This is a genomic window from Halomonas sp. V046 (genome assembly GCF_052645355.1).
Window position 1 is genome coordinate 177,067 of record NZ_JBQXYF010000001.1, and the last position, 20,634, is coordinate 197,700.

At 63.4% G+C, this 20,634-nt stretch carries 20 protein-coding genes; 5 read left to right on the plus strand and 15 right to left on the minus strand.

Annotated elements, in window-relative coordinates:
• Window positions 1–65: 65 nt before the first annotated feature.
• From ACUN9Y_RS00745 to ACUN9Y_RS00765, 5 genes are all read left to right on the plus strand, one after another.
• The gene (locus tag ACUN9Y_RS00745; RefSeq protein ID WP_445458765.1) at window positions 66–1,370 is read left to right on the plus strand and encodes an MFS transporter; all 1,305 of its coding nucleotides are present in this window, start codon (window positions 66–68) and stop codon (window positions 1,368–1,370) included.
• Window positions 1,371–1,631: 261 nt separating this feature from the next.
• Window positions 1,632–2,060 (plus strand): PAS domain-containing protein, encoded by a 429-nt coding sequence (locus ACUN9Y_RS00750; RefSeq protein ID WP_445458766.1) that lies wholly within the window; start codon window positions 1,632–1,634, stop codon window positions 2,058–2,060.
• Between the two features lie 222 nt (window positions 2,061–2,282).
• Window positions 2,283–2,495: a PA3496 family putative envelope integrity protein gene (locus ACUN9Y_RS00755; RefSeq protein ID WP_445458767.1), complete on the plus strand. Its 213-nt coding sequence runs from the start codon at window positions 2,283–2,285 to the stop codon at window positions 2,493–2,495.
• 196 nt (window positions 2,496–2,691) lie between these two features.
• Window positions 2,692–4,353: an energy-dependent translational throttle protein EttA gene (gene ettA / locus ACUN9Y_RS00760; protein WP_445458768.1), complete on the plus strand. Its 1,662-nt coding sequence runs from the start codon at window positions 2,692–2,694 to the stop codon at window positions 4,351–4,353.
• 562 nt (window positions 4,354–4,915) lie between these two features.
• Window positions 4,916–6,238 carry a DUF2254 domain-containing protein gene (locus ACUN9Y_RS00765; RefSeq protein ID WP_445458769.1) on the plus strand — a complete coding sequence of 441 codons (1,323 nt, stop codon included), beginning with the start codon at window positions 4,916–4,918 and terminating at the stop codon, window positions 6,236–6,238.
• Between the two features lie 41 nt (window positions 6,239–6,279).
• On the opposite strand, the gene lpxL is transcribed toward ACUN9Y_RS00765, so the two are convergent.
• The 15 genes from lpxL to ACUN9Y_RS00840 all read right to left on the minus strand — a co-directional run bounded on the left by lpxL (window position 6,280) and on the right by ACUN9Y_RS00840 (window position 20,610).
• The gene (gene lpxL / locus ACUN9Y_RS00770; RefSeq protein ID WP_445458770.1) at window positions 6,280–7,191 is read right to left on the minus strand and encodes an LpxL/LpxP family Kdo(2)-lipid IV(A) lauroyl/palmitoleoyl acyltransferase; all 912 of its coding nucleotides are present in this window, start codon (window positions 7,189–7,191) and stop codon (window positions 6,280–6,282) included.
• 158 nt (window positions 7,192–7,349) lie between these two features.
• Window positions 7,350–8,471, minus strand: coding sequence for an alanine racemase (gene alr, locus ACUN9Y_RS00775; protein ID WP_445458771.1), 1,122 nt, complete (start codon window positions 8,469–8,471; stop codon window positions 7,350–7,352).
• 327 nt (window positions 8,472–8,798) lie between these two features.
• A complete protein-coding gene (gene rpoS, locus ACUN9Y_RS00780) occupies window positions 8,799–9,794 on the minus strand; it encodes an RNA polymerase sigma factor RpoS (RefSeq protein ID WP_445459075.1) in 996 nt (331 codons plus the stop codon).
• Window positions 9,795–9,950: 156 nt separating this feature from the next.
• Window positions 9,951–11,114: a peptidoglycan DD-metalloendopeptidase family protein gene (locus tag ACUN9Y_RS00785; protein WP_445458772.1), complete on the minus strand. Its 1,164-nt coding sequence runs from the start codon at window positions 11,112–11,114 to the stop codon at window positions 9,951–9,953.
• Window positions 11,107–12,087 carry a DUF368 domain-containing protein gene (locus tag ACUN9Y_RS00790; RefSeq protein ID WP_445458773.1) on the minus strand — a complete coding sequence of 327 codons (981 nt, stop codon included), beginning with the start codon at window positions 12,085–12,087 and terminating at the stop codon, window positions 11,107–11,109. Before ACUN9Y_RS00790 ends, ACUN9Y_RS00785 begins: the two co-directional genes overlap by 8 nt.
• Window positions 12,084–12,749, minus strand: coding sequence for a protein-L-isoaspartate(D-aspartate) O-methyltransferase (locus ACUN9Y_RS00795; RefSeq protein WP_445458774.1), 666 nt, complete (start codon window positions 12,747–12,749; stop codon window positions 12,084–12,086). Before ACUN9Y_RS00795 ends, ACUN9Y_RS00790 begins: the two co-directional genes overlap by 4 nt.
• The gene (gene surE / locus ACUN9Y_RS00800; RefSeq protein WP_445458775.1) at window positions 12,736–13,482 is read right to left on the minus strand and encodes a 5'/3'-nucleotidase SurE; all 747 of its coding nucleotides are present in this window, start codon (window positions 13,480–13,482) and stop codon (window positions 12,736–12,738) included. The genes ACUN9Y_RS00795 and surE overlap by 14 nt, the downstream gene beginning before the upstream one ends.
• Window positions 13,479–14,573 carry a tRNA pseudouridine(13) synthase TruD gene (gene truD, locus ACUN9Y_RS00805; protein WP_445458776.1) on the minus strand — a complete coding sequence of 365 codons (1,095 nt, stop codon included), beginning with the start codon at window positions 14,571–14,573 and terminating at the stop codon, window positions 13,479–13,481. Before truD ends, surE begins: the two co-directional genes overlap by 4 nt.
• Window positions 14,566–15,051 (minus strand): 2-C-methyl-D-erythritol 2,4-cyclodiphosphate synthase, encoded by a 486-nt coding sequence (ispF, locus tag ACUN9Y_RS00810; protein WP_445459076.1) that lies wholly within the window; start codon window positions 15,049–15,051, stop codon window positions 14,566–14,568. The genes truD and ispF overlap by 8 nt, the downstream gene beginning before the upstream one ends.
• 11 nt (window positions 15,052–15,062) lie before the next feature.
• The gene (ispD, locus tag ACUN9Y_RS00815; RefSeq protein ID WP_445458777.1) at window positions 15,063–15,809 is read right to left on the minus strand and encodes a 2-C-methyl-D-erythritol 4-phosphate cytidylyltransferase; all 747 of its coding nucleotides are present in this window, start codon (window positions 15,807–15,809) and stop codon (window positions 15,063–15,065) included.
• A complete protein-coding gene (gene ftsB / locus ACUN9Y_RS00820; RefSeq protein WP_445458778.1) occupies window positions 15,806–16,135 on the minus strand; it encodes a cell division protein FtsB in 330 nt (109 codons plus the stop codon). The genes ispD and ftsB overlap by 4 nt, the downstream gene beginning before the upstream one ends.
• Window positions 16,136–16,516: 381 nt before the next feature.
• On the minus strand, window positions 16,517–17,608 hold the full coding sequence (locus ACUN9Y_RS00825; RefSeq protein WP_445458779.1) for a transporter: 1,092 nt from the start codon (window positions 17,606–17,608) through the stop codon (window positions 16,517–16,519).
• A 137-nt stretch (window positions 17,609–17,745) separates the two neighbouring features.
• Window positions 17,746–18,540: a hypothetical protein gene (locus ACUN9Y_RS00830; protein WP_445458780.1), complete on the minus strand. Its 795-nt coding sequence runs from the start codon at window positions 18,538–18,540 to the stop codon at window positions 17,746–17,748.
• Window positions 18,541–18,600: 60 nt separating this feature from the next.
• The gene (locus ACUN9Y_RS00835) at window positions 18,601–19,305 is read right to left on the minus strand and encodes a C39 family peptidase (protein ID WP_445458781.1); all 705 of its coding nucleotides are present in this window, start codon (window positions 19,303–19,305) and stop codon (window positions 18,601–18,603) included.
• Between the two features lie 87 nt (window positions 19,306–19,392).
• The gene (locus tag ACUN9Y_RS00840) at window positions 19,393–20,610 is read right to left on the minus strand and encodes a hypothetical protein (protein WP_445458782.1); all 1,218 of its coding nucleotides are present in this window, start codon (window positions 20,608–20,610) and stop codon (window positions 19,393–19,395) included.
• Window positions 20,611–20,634: the final 24 nt, after the last annotated feature.

Sequence of the window (20,634 nt, forward strand, 5' to 3'; positions counted from 1 at the left end):
TCTCCTGTCATGGAAATAATGCGTGCAGCCCGCGATCATACCAGCCAGGACACAGGAGAGGACCCTTGATCCCACAGACCAAGCTCTACGAATGGCTTACCGGCGACGAGGACAGTCGCCTGTGCAAGGACATTCCCGAAAGTGCCTGCCATGAGCAGCCGCGCAACTTCTTTCTCCATCTGGTGGCGGCACTCGGCAACAAGCTGGCCGATGAACTCTCCAGCGCGCGATTGGTGCTGCCGTGGTTGCTCGGGGTGATGGGGGCTCCGACCTGGATGGTCGGTCTGCTGGTACCGATTCGCGAAGCAGGAGCCCTGCTGCCGCAACTGTTCGTGGCCGGGTTCATTCGCCTCAAGCCCGAACGCAAATGGGTCTGGGTGCTCGGAGGAATCCTCCAGGCGGCGGCGGCTGTCTGCCTTGCCCTGCTGGCGCTGGCCGGCCATGGCGGTAGTGGCGGTGCCCTTGTCCTGCTGGCGCTGGTTGCGCTATCGCTCGCCCGCGGGCTGTCGTCCATCGCCACCAAGGATGTCATGGGCAAGACCATCGCCAAGCAGCGTCGCGGCACCCTGATGGGCTGGAGCGGCAGCGTTGCCGGCGCCGTGACCCTGGCCGCCGGCGCTGTCCTGCTGCTGTTCGATGATCGCCCCGGTGAACTCGCCCTGGCGGTGCTGCTGCTGGTTGCCGCACTCGGTTGGGCACTGAATGCACTATGCGCCGCCGCCATCATCGAGGAGCCCGGCGCCACCGGTGGTGGTGCCAACGCCTGGGATTCGGTCAAGACCGGCCTTGCCTTGATGCGCGATGACGCCAATTTCCGTCACTTCAACATTACCCGCGCACTGCTACTGTCCAGCGCCTTGGCGCTACCGTACGTGGCGCTGATGGGTCAGCAGCGCACTGGCACCGAGCTCGGCGGCCTGGGGCTGTTAATCGTGGTTTCCGGGCTCGCAGGAATGGTGGCAAGCCCAATCTGGGGCAAGCGCTCCGATGTCTCGAGCAAGACCGTCATGCGCGATGGCGCCGTCGGCACCGCGGTCTGCTGCCTGCTGGGAGCCTCGCTAAGCTGGTGGCCCGAGTCGGTTGCCACGACGGTGTGGCCCTATGCCCTGATCTACGCGTTACTGGTCATCGTCCACTCCGGCGTCCGCCTGGGGCGAAAGACGTACATCATCGACATGGCCGGCAGCGACAATCGCGCCCTGTATGTGGCGCTATCCAACACCATTACCGGCATCCTGATGCTCGCCGTCGGTGGCGTTGTCGGGGCGCTCGCCCAGTGGCTCGGGGCCGACGGGCTGTTGCTGGTGCTGGCTGCCATCGCCGCCCTCGCCGCCGCTACCGCACGGCGCCTACCCGAGGTCGAAGACTAGCGCAGCATGTCCCAGTCCGAGCCTGGTGCCTACGCGTGAGCGGTCGGCATGCAGAACGGGCAAGGATGCGCCTTCCTCGCGGGTCACGGGAAGGGTGAAATGCCGGGACGATTGATTTAAACGAGGCGTCTGGCCATCCTAAGGCACAAATCCGCCGCTGCTAGTCCCGACGTCTGCTCACACCCGGCAGAGACTACCGACACCATGTGCCGAGGGGCGACGCCCTCGGCGGCGGATCAAGGCCAAGCGATAGGACATCCGATGAAACGACCGCCCATGATCAGCCCCGAACTGCTCGAACGCATCGTCGATGCCTCCGAAGATGGCATCGTGGTGGCCGAAAAGGAAGGGGACGAACACATCCTGATCTACGTGAATCAGGGCTTCGAGCGCCTGACCGGCTACAGCGCCGATGAGATCCTCTACCGCGACTGCCGTTTTCTCCAGAACGACGATACCGATCAGCCCGAACTCGACCGCGTCCGCCAGGCCCTCAAGGAACAGCGCTCCTGCCAGGAGATCCTGCGCAACTACAAGAAGGACGGGACGCTGTTCTACAACGAGCTGTCGCTGACCCCGATGTTCGACGAGCAGGACAGCCTGACGTATTTCATCGGCGTACAGAAAGACGTTACCGACAGAGTCGTGGCGCTGGCGCAGCTCGAGCGCCTCCGCCCGACAGGCGACTAGCGACCGGCCGCCGGTCGTGCCTTGTCCTGGCCGGTACCATTCGGCTCGGCCAGGAAGGCGAAAAAATCACCCGCGACATCTTGCACTTTGCCCTCAGCGAGCTTATACAGCCAACAAGGATCCTGTGCGGTCCTGTTGGCGCTTTTCGCCCACCAGAATGGGCAATAAGTGAGTGTGACGTGCCGCTCGAATCCGAGTGGCCTGGCCATGGGAGATCCCCGCATGAGCCGTGATACCCTTCTCGATGATGCCTATCTCGACCTCTCCGACCAGGAGGCGGTCAACGACGAAGACTACAGTCGCAACAGTCGCCCCACGAGTCGTGCCGACACCCTGCGCGCTCGACGACGCGTCGAGGCCCTGCTCGAAGAGCGCCGCCTGCAGCAAGCCATCGACGATGGCTGGGGCGACGACGAGGAAGAAGAGGAAGAATAGCCACCGCCGGAACCCGTCGCTCGACCCAACGTTGGCTCTGCTCGGCCCATCATCGGCGCTGAGAGCAGAGCCGATCGATCACGCTTCCTGGCACCGGGCCTAACGCCCCCGGCTGGCCTTTCCCGCCTCCGGGCTCTATCATCGTGGGCCACGCAAGTCACTAACCCCGCGAACCCTCAACAACTGGCGAGTTTCCATGGCGCAATACGTCTACACCATGAACCGGGTGGGCAAGGTCGTGCCCCCCAAGAAGCAGATCCTCAAGGACATCTCCTTGTCCTTCTTCCCGGGCGCGAAGATCGGCGTACTCGGCCTCAACGGCGCCGGGAAGTCGACCCTGCTGCGCATCATGGCTGGCCTTGACACCGAGATCGAGGGTGAAGCCCGCCCGATGCCCGGCATCAACGTGGGCTACCTGCCCCAGGAACCGGAACTCGACGACACCAAGAACGTACGCGAGACGGTCGAAGAGGCCCTGGGTGCGATCAAGGAGGCCCAGGCCAAGCTCGACGCCGTCTACATCGCCTACGCCGAGCCGGATGCCGACTTCGATGCCCTGGCGGCCGAACAGGCGCGTCTTGAAAACATCATCGAGGCCGCCGACGCCCACAACCTCGAGCGCAAGCTGGAAGTCGCTGCCGATGCGCTGCGCCTGCCGCCCTGGGATGCCTGCGTCGGCAACCTTTCCGGTGGCGAGCGCCGCCGCGTAGCGCTGTGCCGTCTGCTGCTGTCGAGCCCCGACATGCTGCTGCTGGACGAGCCCACCAACCACCTGGATGCCGAATCGGTGGCCTGGCTCGAGCGCTTTCTCCACGACTACAACGGCACCGTGGTGGCAATCACCCACGACCGCTACTTCCTCGACAACGTCGCCGGCTGGATCCTCGAGCTCGACCGCGGCCAGGGCATTCCCTTCGAGGGCAACTACTCCCAGTGGCTCGAGGCCAAGGAGAACCGACTGGAGCGCGAAGCCAAGCAGGAGGCCTCACGCCAGAAGGCGATCAAGCAGGAACTCGAGTGGGTGCGCTCCAACGCCAAGGGCCGCCAGGCCAAGAGCAAGGCGCGTCTCAACCGCTTCGAGGAAATGCAGTCCGGCGATTTCCAGAAGCGCAACGAGACCAATGAGATCTACATTCCGCCGGGACCGCGTCTGGGTGACAAGGTCATCGAGTTCCACGGCGTCTCCAAGCGCTTCGACGACAAGCTGTTGTATGAAGACCTGGACTTCAGCGTGCCCCAGGGCGCGATTGTCGGGATCGTCGGCGGCAACGGCGCCGGCAAGTCGACCCTGTTCAAGCTGGTCCAGGGCACCGAAGCGCCGGACAGCGGCGAGGTGGTCAAGGGCGAGACGGTGGATATCGCCTACGTCGAACAGCTGCGCGACGCCCTCGATGACAAGCAGACCGTGTGGGAAGCCGTGTCCGACGGACAGGACATGCTCAACATCAACGGCTATGAGGTGTCATCGCGAGCCTACGTGGGCCGCTTCAACTTCAAGGGTAACGATCAGCAGAAGTTCCTGCGCGATCTGTCCGGCGGCGAGCGCGGCAGGTTGCAGTTGGCCCAGACGCTGAAGAAAGGCGCCAACGTGCTGCTGCTCGATGAGCCCTCCAATGACCTGGACATCGAGACCCTGCGCGCCCTGGAAGAAGCCCTGCTGGCCTTCCCCGGCTGTGCCATGGTGATCTCCCACGACCGGTGGTTCCTCGACCGCATCGCCACCCATATCCTGGCCTTCGAAGGCGAGTCCAGGGTGGAGTTCTTCGAGGGCAACTACACCGAGTATGAGGCGGACCACAAGAAGCGCGTCGGTGACGACACACCGCATCGGATGAAGTACAAGCGTATCGACGCCTGATCTTGGCGACAGCGGCTCGGCCCCGTGAACACCTGGCCGAGCCGGCCGAAAGCGCACGACACAGCGCCATCGCTCCCTCGGGGCGATGGCGCTGTCGTCTGGGGTGGTGCGTCGCTCGCTGCCGACGCTTCGATGCCTGCGCACGCTTCCCCCTGTGCCTGCGGGCCCGCTTCAACGCCGCTGGCCGCCGCCGGCCCCACCTTGTCTCTCTTGTCTCGCCTGGCCACGCCAGGCACCCGAACTCGCCGGATCCGCCTGCCACGAGGCAGCCTGGGCATTCGGGTGCCGCCTCTCCTCATGCGCAATGCGGCGGAACGTCTTGCCAACGGCACGCAGGCACGCGACCTGTGCGGTGTCGCGCAGACTGATCCCTGCCGGCGTTTACTGCCTGGCTTGCAGGAAGCTGCAGAACACCGCATAAGACAGAGAGCGCCTGGCGTCTCATCCCGATTGGCCGCCAAGGCCGTTTGCCCAATCGTCGTGACCGCTCTCTCGGGTACCACGCCACGTGTCGTGAATCGTGTATCGATGTGCGTCTACCGACCATGCCAAGGATGAACCGATGTCATCGCTGACCTTCCACCCGGTAAGACTGGCGCGAGCCTTCTACAACAGCATCGCCTACCTGCCGACGCTGGCGGCCATTGGCTACGGCCTGCTCGGCCTTATGGCGCTGATGCCCCCCATGACCGACGACATCTTGCCGGAGGCGATCAGACGCCTAAGCCTGGCCTCGCCAGGCAACACCCAGGCCCTGCTCGGCGCCCTGCTCGGCGGCATGATCTCACTGGTGGTGTTCAGCTTTTCCACGGTCATGTCGGTGCTGTCCCAGGCCGGTGGAAACTTCTCCCACAAGCTCGTCTTCGGCCTGGTCTCCGAGCGCGCCAACCAGTGGGTCCTGGGGCACTATCTGGGCACGATCCTGTTCATCCTGATGCTGCTGATCGTGCCCGATGTCGGTGAAGGCGAGGCCGCGTGGCGCTCCTTCGCCGTCTACGCTGCCTGCGCCATGGTCATTCATAGCCTGGCGCTGTTCGTCTACTTCATTCACAACACCTCTCAGTCCATCCAGATCGATGCCGTGGTAACGGGGTTGCACGACACGACCAAGAAGACCATGGAGCGCATGCGCGACAAGCAAGATGATGCCTGGCGCTTTCTTCCTTCGGCGCCTCCCATGGATGCCAAGCTCCACGTGCTTAACGCCAACTACCCAGGCTATCTGCAGAACGCGGATCTGCCCAAGCTCGCCGCCCTGGCCGAGCGCATAGGCGGCGTCATTCACCTGCACTTTCGTTTCGGCGACTACGTCGTCGAGGGCCTGCCGATCATCAGCCTGGAATGCGACGACGCCCCTAACGAGGAGTGGTGCAGTGAAGTGCTATCGACGCTGACTTACCTCGACGGCGAATCGATCGACGAACACTTTGTCCATGGCATGACCCAGTTGATGGAAGTCGCCATCAAGGCGCTGTCACCCGGTATCAACGACCCGGGCACCGCAAGACTGTGCCTGCACAGGATTACCGACCTGCTCTGTCTCTACGTGCAGTGGCAGCCGGCCAATACCCTGGTCGACGCCGACGGCCGCCGCCGAGTGACCTGGAAGGTGGAACGCTTCGACAGCCTGCTGCACCGCCTGTTCATCCCGCTGCTGAGCTACGGCGCCGATGACCAGAGCACCCTGCTGGGCCTATTGAAGGCGATCAAGACCATCTCGCTGTTCGCCGACGATACCAGCCTCGGCAACGTACAAGCCATGGCCGATCGCATCGTCGACGCCCTGGCCGATTCCGCCACCCACGTCATGGACCGTCAGTTCATCGGCGAGAGACTTAAAGCGGGACAGCACCGACTAGAGCTGCCGGCCGGGCTCCGGCCGTAAGGTTCCCGCGATCCGTTGAGCGCCGCGCTCGTGGCGACCGCCTAATAGATCTTCTCCGCCCCCTCAGGACGGGTCTTGAAGCGCCGGTGCAGCCACAGGTACTGCTCTGGATGGCGGCGAATGGCCTTTTCGATCACGGCATTGACGCGTGCCGCATCTTCCACTTCGTCACCGCTGGGAAAGCCATCCAGCGCCGGCAGATACTCCAGGGAATAGGTGCGGTTATCGGGATTACGATGGAAGATCAGCGGCATCACCGGGGCGCCGGTCATGCGGGCGATCTTGGCCGTGAGTTTTATCGTCGCGGCCTCGACGCCAAAGAAGGGCGCAAAGACGCTGACATCACGACCGAAGTCCTGGTCCGGCGAGTACCAGACATGGTGGCCGGACTTGATTCGCCGTACCACGCCTCGCAGGTCATGACGATCGATGGCGGTGCCGAAGATGCCGTTGCGGGCGCGGGTCATGAAACGCTCGAACAAGGCGTTGTTGTGCGGCCGGTAAACCACGTCCGCGGGGAAGAACAGCGAATGCAGTGCACCGCCAAGATCCAGCGTCGAGAAATGGATGCCGATGATCAAGGCCCCCTTGCCCGCGTCTTCAACCCGCGCCATGTGCTCCTGGCCCTTGAAGGTCACACGGTGACGGAGGTGCTCGGGATCGCGGCACCAGCCGGTAGCGGTCTCGAGGATGCCGATACCGTTAGAGACGAAGGCCTCGCGCACCAGGCGAGCCTGGGCATCGCCATCGAGCTCGGGAAAGCACAACCGAATGTTGGTCTCGGTGATGAACCGGCGACGCTTGGCGAAACGCCAGGCGAATAGCCCGATGCCCTTGCCGATGGCGAGTTTGACCCGCCACGGCAGCCAGGCGCCGACGCGCATGGCGCCGATGGCGATCCAGGTCGGCCAGTAACGAGGATGAACGAAGGTAGGTGTAGCGGCTTGGGGCATGCGATCTCTCGGTGATCGAAGGAACACGACAGCAGTAACGGCGCAGCCTGCTGCCACGACCGCCAATCAACGTGATCGCCATTGTAGCGTCTGAGCCACCTCGGCAGCACCCCGCCGGACGGCTATCGCACAAGCGTTGCCCCCGGGACGATTCGCCCCTAGTCCACCGGACTAGAGGCGGAGCCACCGACATAACGCCTGGGCACCCTTGGCAACACGCCGGTCAACAGGGTGTAGCTGATGGTGTCACAATAACGTGCCACGTCATCGACGCTGAGCAACGCTCCGTGGCGACTGACGCCCCACAACACCACTTCACTGCCGATGCCGGCCTCGGGCAGGTCGGTGAGATCCACCGTCATCATGTCCATCGAGACCTTTCCGGCGATTACGCTGGGCTTGCCATCGACCAGCACCGGCGTACCGTCAACGGCATGTCGATCGTAACCATCGCCATAGCCACAGGCCACGACCCCGATTCGGCTCGGACCTGCGGTGGTGAAACGCCCGCCGTAGCCAACCGGTTCTCCTGGGGAAAGCTCACGCACGGCAATGATTTCACTGGTCAAGCTCATCACCGGATGCAACCGACGACTCGCTTCACAGGACAGCTCCAACGGATCGCTACCGTAGAGCATCACGCCTGGGCGGTTATAGTCGCCGTGCGCTTCAGGGTGCGCCAGTACGGCGGGTGAGTTAGCCAGGCAAGTCGGCGCACCTAGCCGCTCGGCTAGCGCCATGACGAGCCTGTGCTGGCGAGAAAAATAGCCGATGTCCGCCAGGTCGGCGGTGGCAAAGTGACTCATCAGATGGAGGTCGGTGACACACCTAGGCTGCGCCGCCAGCCGCTGCCAGGCCACCTCGGCCGCTGCCGGGGAGTAGCCGAGGCGGTGCATGCCCGAATCCACCTTGAGCCAGGTCGGTATGGGACGACGGGGCGTGAACGCCAGGACCGCTTCCAATTGCCAGTCGCTGTGCAGGGTCATGGATAGCCCGAGCGCATCGACCTGGGGCAGTTCGTCGGCGCTGAAGATGCCTTCAAGCAATACGATAGGTGTCGCGATACCGGCGTCTCTCAAGGTGACCGCCTCCTCGATGGCCGCCACGGCGAAGGCCGGCACGAGGTCCTCTAGCGCCTTGGCGCAGGCCACGGCACCATGGCCGTAGGCGTCGGCCTTGAGCACCGCCACGCTACGGCTTCCCGGCGCCAGCTCCTGGGCCAGGCGGTAGTTGTGACGCAGCGCGTCGAGGTCGATGTGGGCGATCAGCGGGCGAGCCATGGAATCTCCGTCTTCAGAGCGATCGGGGCCTGATAGGTGAGACAACATTATCCGCAAAGCATCGAAGGAAATCATGGGACTAATCGCCAAGTTAACCCGATGATAAAGCATATTCCATGGAAAAAGAGCCAATATAGCAGTTGAAACGACTACCAAGATGCGACGTTATCAGACGTCGGCCTTGCCGCTGTCATCGGCCAGGGTGCCAGGCAACAAAACACGACCGCACGAGGCGAAGCCTGGTGCGGTCGATGCCGAGACGATCACCAGACCCGGCGATCATCAGCGGTGCGTGAGGGGCACGTTTTCCGGTGCCGCCTGCCTGCCCTATTCGAAGATGGCGTCCAGGGACAGGCCCTGCTTGTCAAGCATACGGCGCAGCTTCTTCAACGCTTCCACCTGAATCTGGCGCACCCGCTCCCGGGTCAACCCGATTTCCTCGCCGACCTGTTCCAGGGTTGCGGCTTCGTGCCCGCGCAGTCCGAAGCGGCGCACGACCACTTCGCACTGCTTTTCGGTCAACTCGGCCAGCCAGTGATCCACGTGGGCCTTGACGTCGCCATCGACCAGGGTCGACTCCGGGCCCTGCTCGTTGTCGTCGGCAAGGGTCTCGATCAACGGCTTGTCACTTTCGCCGCCCATCGGATAATCCACCGACGATACTCGCTCGTTCAAGCCCATCATCTTCTTGACCGTTTCCACCGGCTTGTCGAGATGCTCGGCGATTTCCTCGGCGGTGGCCTCGTGGTCGAGTTTCTGGGTCAACTCGCGGGCCGCGCGCAGGTAGATGTTGAGTTCCTTGACCACATGAATCGGCAACCGAATGGTGCGCGTCTGGTTCATCAGCGCCCGCTCGATGGTCTGGCGAATCCACCAGGTGGCATAGGTGGAAAAGCGAAACCCCCGTTCGGGGTCGAACTTCTCCACCGCCCGGATCAGGCCCAGGTTGCCCTCTTCGATCAGGTCGAGCAGGGTCAGTCCACGATTGAGGTAGCGCCTGGCGATCTTGACCACCAGACGCAGGTTGGACTCGATCATGCGCGACCGGCCCATCGGGTCTCCCTTGCGGGCCAGGCGCCCGAAGTGAACCTCTTGTTCCGGCGTCAAAAGCGGCGAGAAACCGATCTCATTGAGATAGATCTGGGTGGCATCGAGACTCTGACGCGAATAGCGATCCTCGCGTCCGAGCGCCTTTTCGAAGGCATCGTCATCGCCCCCGGACTGTTCCTCGTCGGCGGCGTCCCCCGCCACCTCTTCGACGGCGTCATCATCGGCTTCATCCACCGTTTCGAGATTCACATCCTGAAGATCCCGTTCAAGCATGCTCATCGTATGGCTACCCCGTGGTTGCGACCCGGCGCTATCGTCACACCCAACGATCAACGCCCAAGATTATTATTGTGTGACGCTTATCTTCCGAGCCTCTTTTCCGAGCCTCTGTTCCGGTCCCCTGTCGCGAGGACCGTCATCCTTGTCTTCTCAACGGGAAGGTAGGTACTTCGTCGGATCCTGCGGCTGGCCATCCTTGCGCACTTCGAAGTGGAGCCGCACATCTTCGGCATCGGTATCGCCCATGGTGGCGATCTGCTGACCGGCCTCGACGACGTCGTTTTCCTGCACCTTCAGGCTGTCGTTGTGGGCGTAGGCGCTGAGGTACTGATCGTTGTGCTTGAGCAAGATAAGCTTGCCATAGCCGCGAACCCCACTGCCGGCATAGACCACGATCCCAGGCCCCGCTGCCTTGACAGGTTGCCCCTTTTGTCCGCCGATATCAATGCCGGCGGTGATGCTCGATCCCTCGCCGAAATTACCCACCACCTGACCATTGGTGGGCCACTGCCAGGGGACCTCAGCGACCGGGGTATACGTACGCGTAGCACCGCCGGACGGCTCTTGTGAGGCCGATGAGGCCGCCGCCGTGGCGCTGGTCTCACCGGCCACCGCCGTCTCACCGCTGCCGGCATCGCTCTGTGCCGTATCGCTACTCGCGGCTCGCTCCTGGGCTTCCCGCTCGGCCGCCGCGGCGACCTCTTCTTGCGCTTGCAACCGCTCCCGCTCGGCCACATCCGCGGCACTCAAGTCGCCTTCCGCGCCCGGGCTGTCATAGTCATAGACGGGGCCAGGCGTCGACGGGTCGGCCACCTGGGCCGCACTCTCCGCCGCCTGGGCCTGAACCTGTGTGCCGTTGGTCGCTGACACCGTCTCGGTCTCGCCATTGGGCAACAGCCACTCGAGATCCTCAGAGCCCCCGACCGTGCCTGCCGCTACGGCGCCCCCCGCAGCGGCACTGGCACCGCCAAGCGGGGTCGCCACCGCGCCGGTCTGGGGATTGGTGCCCTGGTTGGCGGCAACCTGGGCGACGCCGCCAGCCTGAGCGCCCGGTGCCAGGGCCAGCGACTGCCCGACATCGATGCGATAGGGCGGTGAGATATTGTTCAAACGCGCCAGTTCACGGAAGTCCATGTTGTGGCGCCAGGCGATGCCATACAGCGTATCTCCGGCCACCACGGTGTACTGAGCGGGTACCTCGGCGGCGCGCGCAGAAGACAGGTCCTGAACCTGCACCGGTGGCGTCTGGGCCTGTTGATTGACACAGCCGACCAGAGCCAGGGTCAGGCTGGAGATAAAGACTGTCTTATACATCAGAGCGGTTCTCCTTGTCGGCACGGGAGGTCGGGGCGCCGGTCATGTCGTTGGGAGTATCGCCGATCCTGGCGATCATCAGCACCAATAGCATGCCGACCACGGCCAGGGCGGTCACTCCCCACAGTTGTGCTGAATCGCCGGTAACGGCGGCAAAATCCCAGGGGGACAGATAACGGTGGTCCAGCGGAATCACCTGGCCTTCGGAGCCGAGCTGATAACGCGTCAGTTCACGCCAGGGCCATAGTACCGGCAGCGAGCCGACGATGAACCCGACCAACAGTTGCAAGGTGGCGGTGTGGTGACGGCTAAGCAACCAGGACAGCAAGCGCGAAAACGAGAACAGGCCAATCAGACAGCCCAGCGCAAACAGCGCCAGCAATGGCACGTCGAATCCCCGGATCCCCTGCATCACGACATCGTAGAGTCCCATGGACAACAACAGGAAGCTACCGGAGACCCCGGGCAGCAGCATGGCGCTGATTGCGATGGCACCGCCCACCACCAGCACCAGCGCGGGGTTGCCCAGGCCGTTGATCAGCGGCATCAGCGCCGGCAAGCCCTGGGCCAACGCCAATCCCAGCCCGAGCGGCAAGATGTGCCACCAACGCCAGTCCATCGGGTGGCGTCCGACCACCAGGGCAGAGGCTGCCACCAGGCCAAAGAAGAAGCCGTTGAGCAACAGCGGATGCGCGTCCAGCAGCCATACCACCAGGTGGGCCACGGTGATCAGGCTGACGGCGATTCCGGCCAGCAAAGGAAGCAGGAAGCGCAGGTTCAAATGCGTGGCCAGCCCCGCCACCCCCCCTTGGCGCAAGGCAACGAAGGCACTCGGACCGAACCGCTTGATGGTGTGAATCAGTTCTTCATAGATGCCGGTGATAAAGGCAATGGTGCCCCCGGAGACGCCGGGTACCGCATCGGCGGCCCCCATGCCGGCGCCTCTGAGAAAGATGGCAAGATGACGCTTCAACGAATGACTCCTTCCAGCAGCGGCACGAAACGTACGGGCTCGAGCCGCTCATGATCAAATTGGTCGCCGCTACGGCGCACTCGGGTCAACCACTGGGTACCGTCAAAGGCCTCCAGCGGTGCAATCAATACGCCGCCATCGGCCAGTTGCGATAACAGTGGCTCGGGAAGTTCGCTGGCACAAGCGGTCAAGAGAATCGCATCGAAGGGCGCGGCCTCCGGCCAACCATGGCCGCCATCGGCCAGCCTCAGGCGCGCATTGTGGGCCTTCAGCAAACGCAGGCGACGCCCCGCCAGGCAGTGTAAGGCATTGATTCGCTCCACCGACCAGAGTTCCTCAAAGAGGCGCGCCAGGATCAAGGTCTGATAGCCGGAGCCGGTGCCGATCTCGAGCACGCGGCTCGGCGCCTGTTGGTGCAACAGCTCGCTCATGCGCGCCACGATCCACGGTTGCGAGAGCGTCTGGCCATGGCCGATGGGCAGCGCGGTATCCTCGTAGGCACGGTGTGACAGGGCCTCGTCGAGAAACAGGTGACGCGGCTCCCGCGCCATGATTTCCAACACTCGGCTGTCGCGAATGCCTTGCTCCGAGAGCCGGATTACCATGCGGTCTCGGGTACGCTGAGAGGTCATGCCGACCCCGCGGATATCAGGTGAGCGCATCCAGCCAATCCTGCACGTCATCGCGGGCTGCATGGCGAGTCAGGTCGGTCTGCAGCGGGGTGATCGAAACGTGGCCTGACTCCACGGCGGCGAAATCCGTATCCGGACCGTCATCGGCATTGTCGCCTACCGGGGCGATCCAGTAGCGCACTCGGCCACGCGGGTCGCGGGTCTCGATGGGGCGCGCCGCCGGACCACGAAAGCCGAGGCGGGTGACGCGAAAACCCTCGATCTCCTCCCACGGCAGGTCCGGCACATTGACGTTGAGCAGGGTCCGGGGCGGCAGCGAGAGCTGGTCGAGCGCCCCGACCAGACTCGCCGCGACCCGGCCAGCCGTGTCGAAATAGCGCGTGCCGACCAGCGACATGGCGATCGCGATCATGCCCAGGTTACGTCCTTCCATGGCGGCGGCGACGGTGCCCGAATAAAGCACATCATCGCCCAGGTTACCGCCATGATTGATGCCGGAGATCACCAGGTCCGGCGACTCGTCTCCGATCCCGTTGACGCCCAGGTAGACGCAATCCGCGGGGGTGCCATCGACGCTGTAGAAGCCACTGTCCAGTGCCGTCAACGACAACGGGCGAGACAGCGTCAGCGAGTTGCTGGCGCCGCTGCGGTCGCGATCCGGTGCCACCACCCTGAGCCGCGCATGGGGCAGCAGCGCATCGTGAAGCGCTCGAAGCCCGGGGGCATTGACGCCATCGTCATTGGAAAGCAGCAGTCGTCTCATGACACTCCTCGATCATGCGTCGCGATAGTCGAGCGGAATTCAAGGCTCGGGTGGCTCATCAACTCGCGCAGCACCGCGGTGGCAAAGGCACCACTTGGCAGCACGAAGGACACCCAGGCCTGACCCGGCTCGCGACGGAGGTGGGTCTGGGTCAAGCGCACCCGCAGAGCACGCCGGGCGGCCTTGACCCCGGCACGCTCGAGTCCCCGACACAACGCGGGTGTGCGCGAGAGCACCGCCTGTTCGAGCTCGGCGGCCGCAGCACCGGCCCGGGAGCCCCCCAGGCCCCACAGCACCGCCGTGGGATGAATATCGCCCTCGGCGAGTCGGCTAGCGACGGCGCTATCGGCCGTCTCGACAGCGAACAGGCTCTGGGTGCCGTCGAGCATCATCACATCGCCGCCAAGCGGCTCGAGCCATTCGCCACGCGCCAGGCGTTCACCGAGCTGGGCATTGAACAGGTAGCTGCGCGCCGCGGACAGCAGCATGCCTTCACGATCATCACGCTTGCGCCAGCCCTTCTCCAACACCTCGCGGGCACGCACCAGGTTGCGTCCCCCATCACCGAAGCGCTGGGGGCCAAAGTAGTTCGGCACCCCTTGCTGTATCAGTCGCGACCAGCGCTGTTCGAACCGGTCGTCATCGACTGCGGTCCCGCTCAGACGCAGTGTAAAGCGGTTGCCCCGGTGCACACCGCGCTTGAGCTTGCGTGGATGACGCTGGCTAGACAGCGCCACGATGCCGCGTTGTGCCAGCATCTCGACCAGCCCCTGGGGCGCCTCGCGGCCAGGCAGGTGCACCGAAAACCACTGCCGGGTGACGGCCAGGCGATCCTTCATCCCGGCGTAGCCGATATCCCGCGAACCCACCTCGCACAGGCGCGCCAGTTCCCGCGCCACCATAACGGTGGTGGCATCACGCTTCTCGATCCACAGCCACAGGTGTTCTCCGTGGCCTTCCGGCGCAAACCCGAGGCACTCCTCCACCTCGAAGTCGTCGGCACAGGCGCGATACCCGCCCTCCGGCGGCGGACCAAACTCCGCGTCGAGATGACGCGGCCAGGCCGGTGGCCAGGGAATCTCGTCACGCATCGGCATCTCCACGCAGCAGCAGCACCACGGCCTCGGCGGCGATGCCCTCGCCGCGGCCGGTGAAGCCCAGGCGTTCCGTCGTGGTCGCCTTGACGTTGACCGCTCCGAGCGCCACGCCAAGATCGGCGGCGAGGTGCTCACGCATGGGCGCGAGGTACGGCGCCATCTTCGGCGCCTGTGCCATCAGGGTAGCGTCGAGGTTGCCGACGCGGTAGCCGGCCTTGTCGACCTCGCGCATCACGCGACGCAGCAGGTCGCGACTGTCGGCTCCTTGGTAAGTCGCATCGGTATCGGGAAAATGGTGGCCAATATCGCCCAGCGCACAAGCGCCGAGCAGGGCGTCACTCACCGCATGCAGCAGTACGTCTCCGTCGGAATGGGCCACGAAGCCATGATCGAAAGGTAGGCGCACGCCACCGATCATTAGGTGATCGCCGTCGCCGAAGCGATGAACATCGAAACCGTGGCCGATACGCAGGGGCAGTGCCGTCATGATCTGGTGGATTCCTGAAGCCGAGTCGAGACCGCCCGCGCCGTCAATATCAGTTCGGCCAGGGACAGGTCTTCGGGGTGGGTAATCTTGATGTTATCGCGGCGCCCCGTAACCAGCAGCGGCGCAAGCCCTAGCGCCTCCACCGCGGAGGCCTCGTCGGTGACGCGCTCGGCACCGAGACCGCCGGAAGACAGCGCCTGACTCAGCGCCTGGCGCAGCAGGCCATAGCGAAACCCCTGAGGCGTCTGGGCATGCCATAGCCCACGCCGCTCCTGGGTCGAAGCCACTCGGCCGTGCCCGTCATCACGCTTCATGGTGTCGGCCACAGGGGCGGCCAGCAAGGCTCCGGCCTCATGGCCCGCGGCCGCCTCGGCCAATCGCCGGAGGTCCTCCGGCGTCACACAGGGCCTGGCAACGTCGTGGACCAACACCAGATCCTGCGCCGAGGCCTCGGCGGCGATGGCGTCGAGTGCCTGGTTGACGCTGTGGACACGCTCCTCCCCCCCGGCAACCCGCCGCCACCGGGCAAACGGCACCACGGCCGAATCGAAGGTCTCGTCGTCTTCACCAAGGCACAGGCACAACTCCGCGCCGGGGAAGGCCAGATGGAGTGTCGCCAGGGTCTGTGCCATCACCGTACTATCGCCAAGGGGCAAGTACTGCTTGGCGACGGCTGAGCCCATGCGCCGGCCGCTACCGGCGGCAGGCACGATCAGCCACAGGCGCTGCACGTCCGGTGTCATGGCCCACTCCCCGCAGCGGAGGGCGGATTGACCGCCGGCGGAGTGTCGACCTCCACACCCGGCACCCAGAAGAACTGCTCATCGGTGCGCACCATGCCCACGTCGCTGCGCGCCCGCTCCTCGATGGCATCGAGGCCGTTCTTCAGGTCGACCACCTCGGCGGCGAGTCGCGCATTCCGGTCTCTCAGCGGCTTGTTCTCCCCTTCCAGCGCCTCGACCCGGCCACTGACCTCCTGCATTTCCGTTACGCCGCCCTGCCCCAGCCACAACCGATACTGCAGCAGGGCGAGCAGCGACAGGAGCACTATCGCCAACCACTTGAGCATCCCAAGGCACCGTCGAAAATCCGAATCGAGGCGTAGTATGCCATCGTCGGCCCGCCAGGGGCGAACGCCGCGGCGTGTCGCGTGACAAAGTGGCCCGCCAGCGCCCACGGGTCTCGACAGATCGCGTCGGAGCCCAACGCGACGGCTGAACCGGGAGCTTTTCTCGGTCATTGCCGCAAAGCCATCGCACAACCATCACGTAACCATTAAAAAGCCACGCCCAACAACCGAAGCGCAGCGAGGCGCCCGGAAACCAGGAAAAGCCATCGAAGCCCAGCACGTCACGGCCGCTATCACGGCGGTTCTGATGGCCTTCAACGCAACGACCGGCGTCTTGAACGCCGGCCGAGTCAGCACCATATGATTGTGATCAAGCGGTGATCAGAGTTGGAAAGGCATGCGGAAGGTCAGGCTGATATCGGAGGCATCATCGGTCATCCCAATCCCCAGGTTGGTGACCACCGATGTGGAATCGGTCATGGCGTAGGTACCGCCAATATTGAACACGCCAATGTTGGCGTCGCTGCCGACAACCTCGTTGGAGCCGCCGCCGTCCGGGGTGATCTCGGTCTTGCGGATGTACTCGTGGGAATACGACAGGGCCAGGCTCAAGCGCTCATTCAACGCAAAGGCCGTACCGAAGCCGGCGCTGATGCTGTCGCCAAGGTCCACGTCTGCTTCCTGGTCACCGCTGCCCGCAGAGATATCATCGAAGCTTTCCTCGATGTTGTAGGTGTACCCAAGATTGGCAAACACGATGGCCGGATCCAGGGTCTTCAGCACCGAGACACCCGCGGTGACGCCCCAGACACCGTTACCGGTAGGCAGCTCCTCGGGAAGATTCAGGTTGCTGTTGTCCGGATCGGTGCGAATGCCGATGCCGTACGGGTCCTTGCCGGTGGGCGCCCTGACCCCCAGGCTGACGACCACGTCCGGGCGCTCCAGCGTTTCAGGCAGAAGACGATAAGAGAGTGACGCCGAAATGTCGCCGAGCGCCGACTCATCGACGTCGTCTTCCGTGTTCTGCTCGGTGGAAGTATCGCCGCCGATCGATTGAAAGGTCGTCGTCCGATAGACGAAAGGCACGTTGACACTGGCCTCGAGGCGGTCGGTGAAACCGTAGCGAGTATTAATGTCGATGGTGGTGATATGAGTCTCGACGTTGTCGAGGTTCAATTCGCCGAGAAAGATAGCATCCAATGCCAGAAACCCGCGTAGCGCGAGGCTATCACGGTCGGAATAGGTATAGGTTATGCCTGGTTCGATCGTGAGGCGATCCGAGAACAGCGCATGCTCTTCACGGAAGATATCTTGAACGCTACGGCTTGGTTCGGCATCACGAATTGCCTGCTCCTGCTCGGCGCCGACGGTCTGGCCCTGTTGCGCCAAGGCTGCCCCTGAAGCGCAGACGCATCCAGCGATGGCAACGCCCACCAAGGGTGGGCGAACTCTACGGTTGAAGACGGTATCCACGTCGTTCTCCTTGTCCCCGACTCATTCATTATTTGCCTTATCGAGCGTCTTCTGCGCCCTGGGTCAACAACCCACTGACACTCCAGCACAAGTGTAGTCAAACGATGCACATACGGCTGAATTTCTTCCCTTTATGATCAACGCAAGGCCGCCGCCGCTCGAATCCCGGACAACAACCCCGGCATATCACCGCCCGGCACATTACGGTCACCCACGTAAAGTTGTAGCCGAGTCAGGTTACGCACCTGCTGAAGGCTACTTGTCAGCTGAATCGACTGTTGCAGTCCTCGCCCAGGCACGATGGCCTGCCTGACGCTGCCCATGCCGGGAATATCGATGGCGACCCGCATGTCGCTGCCATGTGCCGCCACCGACAACTGTGTTCCGGCCACCGATCGCGTCGCCGCTCCTCCGGCCCCGCCGCGGGATCCTCCGATACTGCCGGCGTCCAGCACATCGATCTGCAAGTCGTTGGCCGCCGAATTGAAGTCACCACCGGCCTGGATCGACTGGACGACCCCTGACACGTTGGCGACGCCGGCGTTGGACACCGTCGCCCCGTTGCCCCCCTCACCCGACAACTGCGTCGCCTGGCTGCCCGCTTGACGAAACACCGTCAGTGTTGGCTCGAACTTCAGCGTCGGGGCCTGGCCTCTTAGGTCACCGTTGACCCGAGCGCCGGCGCGCAGCGTCTCCCCGGCGGCCGTGCGCCACTCGCTCATCATCTGTACGCCAAAGAACATCAGGCGTCCCTTGGCCACGAAACGCCCACGCATTCCTCCCAATTCTTCGTCACTGACCTGGCGCGCGTTGGAGAATCCCTCGAAGCGCTTGAAGTCAGTGGTGGCGGCCATCGCCGCCGGCGAGGCCAGCCCCATGGCCAGCGCTACCAGCGCGGCCCGGCTAAGCCCTTTACGGCATTGTCCCAACATGATCATGCCCTCGGATCGACGTGCGTCCTCAACCATTGCCGTTCTTGTCGTACTCGACGGCTAGAAAAGCTCCGCATGGCGGAAGCCAAAGTCGACCAGCTGTTCGCGTGATACCGGAGAAAAGACGTCTTGCATGCGATGCGCCGAGATTGGCTGGCGCGGCGACAGCAAGGCGGAATAACGGTCGTAACCGTCCCCCACTACCGCGAAGATGATGTTGTTCCAGGCGGCCAGGAAGTCGTCCCGGGTCATCACCCGGTTGCCAAGTGCCGGATCGCCGACATAGACGCGATCGCCACTGGCCTTCTTCATGACCACGAAGTGTTTGTAGCCCTGCAGATCCAGCAGGACGATAACCGGAATCGAGATCTCATCCAGGGTCTCGGCATCGACTTGATAGCCGCGCCCGCGCAGACCTAGCGTCTCGACGTAGTTCTTGAGATCCAACAGCGAAAAGCCGCGCTCCTTGACGACCTCCACATCGGATACCTCCAGCATGCCCGCCAACACCTCGTTTTCCGTGGTATCGGGGAATTGATAGGCATACTTCAGCAGTGTCGCCAGGGAGGCGGCACCACAGGAAAAATCGGTGTGCTGTTCGACCAGATTCTCGTAGCGGCGCTCGCGGATCGACATGACATCCTTGTTGATCACCGTGCCGGGTACCACGCCGCCCAGACGAATGGTCGCCGCCGGCGATTGCACGGAGGCGATGGCAATGCCAAGGGCGAAGGCGCTGGCGACTAGCCGGGATGAGAACAACATGATGACGCTCCCCACGAGGTCGATAGGACGGTAGAAAGGCCCGGCCCACATGACGTGGGCCGGGCAGGTCAGACAGTGGCGCCCAGATTACTGCTCGCCACCGCCGCCGCCGGAAGTGCCGCCACCCATGCTGGAGGCCATGGACAGCGAGTTGCGCTGCATGTTGCCACTACCAGCGGCGATGTTGACGCCGATGTTACCCACGGCATTGGCCAGGGCGTTGCCACTCAGAGAGGCATTGTTGGTCTGATAGACCAGCTGCTGGTTGAAGGAATGGCTGCGACCAGAAGCGGTGCCCTTGAGGCCGATCACACCCGCTTCGACGAAGCCCAGGCCTCCGGAGAAAGTGCCCTCTTCAGAACCCGTTTCGTCGAATACGAAGGCACCCTCACCATTGGGTCCGGCCTGGGCACCCTGTGCATCGCTATCCACATCGATATGGCCAGTATTCGATCCGCCCGTATGCTCCTGGCCATTCCAGGTGTCGAGATAGACATTACCAACTTGATCGGAGATGCCAGCCGTTTCACCTTCATAGCTGCCCGACTGATAGCCAAGACCACCGCCGACGTAGCCACCACCCAAGGTGATATTCTCCTTGTAGACCGAGCCACTGCGCAGGGTCACGACCTGGCCGGCGCTGGTGGTGTTGTTGCCGTAGCTCGCCTGCACACCGGCAGAGGTGGCATCGGCCGAACCGCTGGCGGTATTGACCGAGGCAGCCAGGCTATTGTGCTGGGCGTTGCCGACACCGGCAGCGATGTTGACGCCGATGTTACCGCTGGCATCGCGCAGGGCATTGCCGTTCATGCGGGCATTGTTCGGGCTACCCATCACGGTGGTGGCATTGTTGGACGACGACTGGACCGAGAAGGATGCTGCCTGACCGAACACGGTCGAGGCGTCGGATGAAGCCAGGGCGGCGTCGTTGGCCTGCTGGTTGCCGTCACCGGCGGCCACGTTGGCGCCGATGTTACCCGCAGCGCCCTGCAGGGCGTTGTCACCAATATTGGCGTTGTTCTTGGTCAGCGTCTGATCGGCCACGTTGCCGTTGCTCAGCTGCTTGCTGTCCACGGTGGCGCCAGAGTAGTTGGGATCACGCACCAGGGCACCGCCATAGACGTTAATCCGCTTGTTGGTGTGCGCATCGTTTTCGATATGCACGTCGATGTCGTTATCGAAGGTGGAGTTGATTTCGGAATCGGTATCGAAGCTGTTTCCGCCATAGCCCCCCGCCAATGCAAGCGGAGTCACCATCAGTGCAGAGATTGCCAGAGCGAGCGGAGCTTTTTTGAAAGTTTTCATGATCGTTCTCCTGAAGAATCCAAA

Coding starts and splice junctions, on each gene's coding strand:
- alr (WP_445458771.1), bottom strand. CDS start 8,471: ATGGCTCGCCCGCTGATCGCCCACATCGACCTCGACGCGCTGCGTCAC.
- truD (WP_445458776.1), bottom strand. CDS start 14,573: ATGCGTGACGAGATTCCCTGGCCACCGGCCTGGCCGCGTCATCTCGAC.
- ACUN9Y_RS00765 (WP_445458769.1), top strand. CDS start 4,916: ATGTCATCGCTGACCTTCCACCCGGTAAGACTGGCGCGAGCCTTCTAC.
- ettA (WP_445458768.1), top strand. CDS start 2,692: ATGGCGCAATACGTCTACACCATGAACCGGGTGGGCAAGGTCGTGCCC.
- ACUN9Y_RS00750 (WP_445458766.1), top strand. CDS start 1,632: ATGAAACGACCGCCCATGATCAGCCCCGAACTGCTCGAACGCATCGTC.
- surE (WP_445458775.1), bottom strand. CDS start 13,482: ATGAGACGACTGCTGCTTTCCAATGACGATGGCGTCAATGCCCCCGGG.
- ACUN9Y_RS00835 (WP_445458781.1), bottom strand. CDS start 19,305: ATGTTGTTCTCATCCCGGCTAGTCGCCAGCGCCTTCGCCCTTGGCATT.
- ACUN9Y_RS00840 (WP_445458782.1), bottom strand. CDS start 20,610: ATGAAAACTTTCAAAAAAGCTCCGCTCGCTCTGGCAATCTCTGCACTG.
- ftsB (WP_445458778.1), bottom strand. CDS start 16,135: ATGCTCAAGTGGTTGGCGATAGTGCTCCTGTCGCTGCTCGCCCTGCTG.
- ACUN9Y_RS00785 (WP_445458772.1), bottom strand. CDS start 11,114: ATGTATAAGACAGTCTTTATCTCCAGCCTGACCCTGGCTCTGGTCGGC.
- ACUN9Y_RS00755 (WP_445458767.1), top strand. CDS start 2,283: ATGAGCCGTGATACCCTTCTCGATGATGCCTATCTCGACCTCTCCGAC.
- ACUN9Y_RS00830 (WP_445458780.1), bottom strand. CDS start 18,540: ATGTTGGGACAATGCCGTAAAGGGCTTAGCCGGGCCGCGCTGGTAGCG.
- rpoS (WP_445459075.1), bottom strand. CDS start 9,794: ATGCTTGAACGGGATCTTCAGGATGTGAATCTCGAAACGGTGGATGAA.
- ispD (WP_445458777.1), bottom strand. CDS start 15,809: ATGACACCGGACGTGCAGCGCCTGTGGCTGATCGTGCCTGCCGCCGGT.
- lpxL (WP_445458770.1), bottom strand. CDS start 7,191: ATGCCCCAAGCCGCTACACCTACCTTCGTTCATCCTCGTTACTGGCCG.
- ACUN9Y_RS00795 (WP_445458774.1), bottom strand. CDS start 12,749: ATGCGCTCACCTGATATCCGCGGGGTCGGCATGACCTCTCAGCGTACC.